Consider the following 6,364-nt stretch of genomic DNA (forward strand, 5'->3'; position numbering starts at 1 on the left):
GCACGAGTTTTGGAAAGGTCTATCGGTATGCTAACTAAACACTCTCGATGCGGCTTCCGGCGGAAGACAGGGGGGCGCAAAAAAATGCGTGGAAAGGGAACTCATCTCTCTCTCCACGCACTGAAGAAGATACTGACTGCCATTATTCTAGCAGATTTCCAGCGGCTGTCAAGGCAGTTTTTGCCGTTGCCCCGGCGTGTGGCCCTCGGGCCAAGGCGGTCGCAAGTGCTTTGGGGTCCGATGGTTACCGCAGGGTGTTGCATTCGCGGTTTTTTGCTGGAGATTTTTCTGGTTTTGTCACCGCACAGCGGCGGTTTTTGAGGGCCGTGGACGTCAGACGCTGCAGGCCGTTGTGAGCGCTTTCCGCCCGGACGTTGGACTGAGGGGTTCTCGTTGATTGATCGTGCCTTGGAGTCGGCATCAGTCATGGTCGGCTGTCAATCGCCCCGGGTCGCAGCCTCGGTAAGGAGGCATGTTGCAGAGGGCCTCTCGCTCGAGTGCCAGGGCATGATCCATCGCCGAGATGCCCCGGAGCTAAGAGAAGCCGTTGTGGCGGGCGTCGCCGACGTATCAGGGCAAATGCGTCTGGCTATCGCGGGTCGTGCGTGACATGACTTGCTCCTTCAACAGGTTGCCCGGGGCTGAGCCTTATCACCGTGCTGTAGAGCGGATCGATCCGCGTGTCGATCATCCAGGAGTTGCCGGCGTCTTCGACGGCGAGATGATGGTCCGGCGCAAGGGCGGTGTTCAGGTCGGCTGCGATGGGTTGTTGGGGCAGGAGGTGTTTAGCGATGCGGACGGCGGTTCGCACGGGTTCGGCACGCTTGTTGAAGACGTGGACGAGGATATCGCCATCGCGGGTGCGATAGGCGGTGGCGTCGGCGTTGACGGTGTCGGTCTGGACGGCGGGCACGAAGTTGCCGAGGCGGCAGAGGGTGTTTCGGCAGAAGTCGAGATAGCTGTCAGGCAGGTTGATGTCGTAGTCGTCCTGGGTCCAGGCTTTAGCGAAGATCACGAAGCGGCCTTGGCCGACGGGCAGGGCCGCGACGGCGGGTTCGCCGGTTTCCCATTGGGCGAGGGTTTCCAGTGCGTCGCCTTCGATTCTCCACTTTCGGCCGGGCAGGGCGGTGGGCGTGCCGTCGAGGATCATCCTGGTCTCGGTGGGCAGGTCGGCGAGGTTCAGGCCGAAGCGTTTGAGGAAAGCGTGGTCGTTGAGGATGTCGGTTTCGCCGCTGGCGACGAAGGTTCCGCCGGCGCGGACGTGGGCTTCGAGGCGGTCGGCGAAGTCGGAGCTCAGATAGCGGCTGATGTCGTCGATCACGAGTTTCGGCGCGTCGCGGTCGGTTTCGGGGAATCGATCGATCACGTAGCGGTCGGCGCTGAGGTTGCAGGCCCTCAGCGTGTTGGCCAGGCCGTAGTGGCTCATGATCGGCTGATGGGGATTGTCGGCGGTGAGCACCGAGCGGCCCTCTTGGCAGGAGGATTCGAAACTGAACGCCAGGCCGAACGGGTCGGGCAGATACTCGGCGTTGTAGATCAGGCGATAGTAGGGTTTGAGCCACGCGATGTTTTGCGAGCCGGGCCGGCCGCCGTACCACTGGCAATAGAGGGCGTCCCAGCACTGCATCATCATCATCCACTGGTAGGCGCGGACGTTGTGTTCGTAGGTGGGCGGGTTCTGGTTGCCCTCGTCGCCGTAGGGCAGATCGAAGGTGCGTTTGGCGGCCAGCCACTTGAAGAAGCTCAGGCCGTAGCGGTCGGAGGTCTCGTGGAAGGGCGAGGCCGGCGGGTAGTCGAGTCCGAGCCGGATGTAGCGGTCGAGACTGGAGCCGCCCATGCGGTGCCACTGGGCGTGCATGGCCGTGTTGAACGCCAGGTGTGTCTTGTTTCCGGCTTGGCGAATGGCCTGGACGACGGCCCGCTGGACGGCTGCGGTCTGCTCGTCGTGGCTGCGCAGGTAGTTGGAGAGGAGGAAGTCGGAGGTGTCGGCGAGGACGGTTTTGGGTGAGATGGCATTCAGATCGGCGAAGTCCATGCCCGTCTTCCGGTTGATCTCCTCGAGGGAGTACCGCTGGCTGAGGAACTGCCGGAAGGCCTCCATCTGATGATCGCCGCAGTAGAGCAGGCCTTTGGCGCCGGCCTGGTTTCGCAGGCCGTAGTTCGCGTTGATGCTGATGACGAAGGGGTATTGGGCGGCGAAGGCGGCCACGGCGCCGTAGTAGCGTGAGACGGCGTCGGTCCAGGCGGGGTCCGGGAGGTCCACGTGGCCGGCGTCTTCGGAGGCATGGCCGGTGCTGGTGGCTTTGGTGTACGAGATATTGTCCTTGAGCCAGGAAGGGATGCTGAAGTGGTTTCGGATTGAGACGGCCAGTCCTTGCTCGTGGATTTCCTCGAAGGCTTGTTGCCATCGGGTCCAGTCGAAGCTGTTCGGCTGCGGCTCGACCTGTTCCCATCCCATCTGGGTTTTAATGGCGTCGTAGCCGAGGCGTCGCATCCGTTCGAATTCGCTGCGCGATTCGAATCCGCCTCCGATCATGGAGAGATAGCACGGCTGATCGGTGTCGCGGGGCGCGGGCATGAGGCCGAGGAGGCTGCTTTGGGCGACGACGGGCGGGTGCGGCTTCGTGTCGTTGAGAGCAGAGCAGACGAAACGCACCGGGCCGGGCGGGACGTTCTTCAGGTCGGCGGGTTCGAGTTGGATGGCGGTTCGGCCGAACGGTCCGTGCCATGAAAGCGACGACTCGTCGCAGGCGACGCCGTTTGCGCCTTTGTTGAGAAGGATCTCGGTGTTTGGTGAGATTTCAGTGTCGGCGCGCCAGCTCATCACCTCGGCGCGGACGGTCTGGTCTTGCGTGAAGGTTGCCTCGTCGGGTTCGATCAGGCCGACGTAGGATTCCCGCGGCGACGCGAGGGTGACGCCGAGGACGGCGAAATCGGTCTGGTGCGGCGGAGCGGCGGCGATGATTCGGCGGATGGTCTTTTGCGGGTGCGGATTGGCGACCCGGGCGACGTAGACAGTGTTCCAGAAGACGCCGCGCGAGAGGCCCGGCTTGGGCAAGTAATGGGGTTTGGCCCAAGTAAAGCCGGGCGGCCCCCACCAGGTGTGGTCGGCCATGCCGCGGGCCAGCCACGCGGAGTCGTAGACCCCGCAGTTCCAGCGGAGGACGCAGAAGACCGGCTCGGTGGTGTCGTCATCGTAGACGATCAGGTAGGTGGCGAGCCACGGCTGATCGGACGGGATGCCCGGGCCGGCGCAGTGGGCGAAGTGGAGCAGGCCGGCCTGGCGGTTGACGGGCAGAGCGACCGAGGGCCGATCGTTGTTGACGACGGTGGGACTGATGCGGAATGGGACGCCGGCCAGTTCGATGGTTTGACCCGCAGTCAGGCGATCGCCGCCCCACCAGTCGTTTGAAGGGCCATCCCAACCGAGAAGCAGGCGGCCGTTGGATTCCTCGATGCTTGTCTCGAGCGTCGTGGCCGGTTCGAAGGGTTTGATCGGAGCCAGCGGCGAGCCGGTGAGCTTCAGATCGGCGACCGCGATTTCCTGATCGGTGGCGGGTTCGAAGCGGATGAAGAAGATGTTGTCAGCGGTCTGGTGGGGCAGGGGCCATTTGCGGTATTCGGCGTAGCGGCTGACGAACTGACTGAGTGAGACGCCACGGTTTTTGAGTTCGGGCGACTGGTCGGGCGACTGGTCCCAGAGGAGGGTCTCGCCGAGTTCGATGGTCTCAGCCGTGCCCAGTTGGACGGCTGAGAGTTTGATCGCGCCGTGCGATCGCCAGTGAAGGCCCATGCCGTGGGCGTTGAGCGGTCCGCGCATGGCGTAGATCGCGCGGCCGCCCGGTCGGACGGTCACCGTGCCGGTTTCGTCGGCTTGGCCGTTTTCGAGGCCGACGCGGTAGACGCCGCCGGTTTCATTTTCGTCGGCGAGGGTTCGGCTGTTGAGGTAGACCGGATAGAGGTGTTTGGGCACGGAGTGGGCGGCGGTCGTCTTGGGCGATCGGATCGTGATGCGGCTGATGGTATTCTTGGCGGAGAAGAAGGAGATGCTCGCGGCGGCCGGCGACTGGCCGACCTCGATGGGGCCGAGGACGGTGCGCCACGAGGGCTCGTCGGTGGTTTTGTATTCGAGCGTCAGTCGGCCGTTTTGTCGGACGGCCCGCATGGCGCCGGCGTTGGCGGTTTCCGCTGTGTCCTGACTGGTCTTCCGATCGCCGCAGGCAGTTTCGGCTGAGAGGATCTGCTCACCGGCGGCCCGCTGCTGGCGGGTCAGCTTGGCTGAGAAAGCACTGTCGAGGCCGCCGACGGTCATGGCGAAGCCGTTCCAGTGGTCGATCCGCGCGATTTCGAACGCGAACTCGAACTGGAAGTCGCCGCCGAGGTAATCGGCCGAAGCGATGCCGGCGTAGCGGTACTCCTCAGGATTGCCGAGGGAGGCGTCGAAGACGAAGCCGCCGTCGGTCTTTTCAAGAAGCGGGCTTTGTCCGCTGACGACCCAGGTGTCGACGGCGGGCGTCTGCCCGAGCGTCGGCGCTGCGGCGAGCAGGATACTCGACACGACGATTCCGGCGATCACGTGGAATTGCATCCGTTCCTCCTGTCAGTTGGCGTCAACGCTGCATACGGTCCGCGCGATTGGCGGCTTACCAGTTGATTCCCGATTCGTTGAGATCGGTGTGCGTAGCCGCGTGGCCGTCCAGAAACAGGACGTTGACCCGTCCGAGGTGGCGAAGCCGTATGTTGCCCGGGTCCAGGTAGATGAAGCCTCGCGGCGGTCCCCAGTTCAGCGGTGAGGCCATGACGGCGCCAGGGACGAAGTCGAAGAGATAGATACTGGTCGAGGGCGCCTCTTCCCGGACTTCGTAGAACAGGAACGGATCAGACTGGCTTCGCCAGGAATGAGCCAACAAATGATTGATCGCATAGCAGAACGTTGACTCCAACACCGGACAGCGGTTGATCTCCCACCAGTACTCGATTCCCCGGTGGTTGCGGCAGTAGTCCTGGAATTCGAGATACCAGTTGCTGTAACCGGGGTAGTTGGTCCACGTAAGCGGGTGCCAGCCGTCGTGGTCCTCAGCGTAGAAGTGTTCGACCATGTAGATCTGCTTGAGATTCGAGAGGCAGAGCATCTTGTGGCCCTGAGCCCTTGCCGACTGGAGAGCGGGCAGAAGAATGGCGACGAGCACGGCGATGATCGCCACGACGACCAGGAGTTCGATGAGGGTGAAACACCGGCGTTTCGACGTGTTTGACGTAGCGGTTCTTGTCTTCATGGTCTTTTCCGGCGCTAACGAATCATGTGCGTGCGAGTGGTTTTCTTTCACGCGCTCTCCCGGACGATCAGTTTCGTCGGAAGGACGATCTGGTCTGTCTTGATGCTCCCGGAATCGATCATTTCAAGCAGCATCTCAACGCCGCGGACGGCAAGTTGCCGGCGGTCGGTGGCGATGGAGGTCAGCGGCAGATGGCCGTAGGCGCCCATGTCGGTGCCGTCCATGCCGACCACGGCGACGTCGTCGGGGATGTGGCGTCCGGCCTGGCGGAGGCCGCGAATGACGCCCGCGGCGAGGTAATCGGAATAGACGATCACGGCCTGCGGCGGATTCTCCTCCTGCCCGATCCGAAGGCCGAGCTGACGGGCGTCCTCGATGTGGACCGAGCAATCGTACGCGATGGGCTCGATCCGATGGGCGCGGCAGGCCGCCAGGTAGCCGAGGTGTTTAAGGTAGGTTGACTTGTCGACGTCGGCCTGGCCGACGAAGGCTGCGCGTCGGCGCTGCCGCGAGGTCAGATGGGCAATCGCCTCGAGCATGCCGCTGCTCCAGTCCACGCGAATGTTGGGCAGGACCGGGTCCTCGCGTTCGGTGAGCACCACGGGGAAGTTGTGACGCACCATGTACTCATATTGGCGGGTTCCCGGGGCGAGGGCGCCGGTGCACATGAGGATGCCGTCCACCCCGCGCTGGAGGAGCAGATCGACGCATTCGAGTTCCTTGTCGGCGTCCCATTCGGTGACGGAGATCAGCAGGTGGTAGCCGCGCTCGGAGGCTTCGCGCAGGGCGATGGAGGCCAGTTCGGAAAAGTGGGGGGTGTGGACGTCGCCGATGACCAAGCCGAGCGACCAGGTTCGGCCCTCAGCAAGGGCCTTGGCGGGAAACGACGGCCGGTAGTTCAGTTCGCGGGCGGCAGAGAGGACCCTTTCGCGGGTCCGCTGGGAGATTCGCACGGGCGAGGCCTTGCCGTTGAGGACGAGGGAGACGGTGGCCTTGGTGACCCCGACTCTGGCGGCGATGTCGCTGATCGTAACGGCCACGGGCGTTTCTCCCGGTGGTAACGGTTGATGAAAACGTTGACCGATCTA

At 63.5% G+C, this 6,364-nt stretch carries 3 protein-coding genes; all 3 read right to left on the reverse strand.

Annotated features, from left to right (window positions below; genetic code table 11):
- Positions 1 to 589: 589 nt before the first annotated feature.
- Genes GXY33_21800 through GXY33_21810 form a run of 3 tightly spaced genes read right to left on the reverse strand, consistent with a single transcriptional unit; the run spans position 590 to position 6,316 of the window.
- Entirely contained in the window at positions 590 to 4,588 is a 3,999-nt protein-coding gene (locus tag GXY33_21800; protein ID NLX07782.1) for a hypothetical protein, read from the reverse strand.
- 55 nt (positions 4,589 to 4,643) lie between these two features.
- Positions 4,644 to 5,276 carry a prepilin-type N-terminal cleavage/methylation domain-containing protein gene (locus GXY33_21805; protein ID NLX07783.1) on the reverse strand — a complete coding sequence of 211 codons (633 nt, stop codon included), beginning with the start codon at positions 5,274 to 5,276 and terminating at the stop codon, positions 4,644 to 4,646.
- Between the two features lie 47 nt (positions 5,277 to 5,323).
- Positions 5,324 to 6,316, reverse strand: coding sequence for a LacI family transcriptional regulator (locus GXY33_21810; protein ID NLX07784.1), 993 nt, complete (start codon positions 6,314 to 6,316; stop codon positions 5,324 to 5,326).
- Between the last annotated feature and the right edge of the window lie 48 nt (positions 6,317 to 6,364).

Source organism: Phycisphaerae bacterium (genome assembly GCA_012729815.1).
Lineage (GTDB): Bacteria > Planctomycetota > Phycisphaerae > JAAYCJ01 > JAAYCJ01 > JAAYCJ01.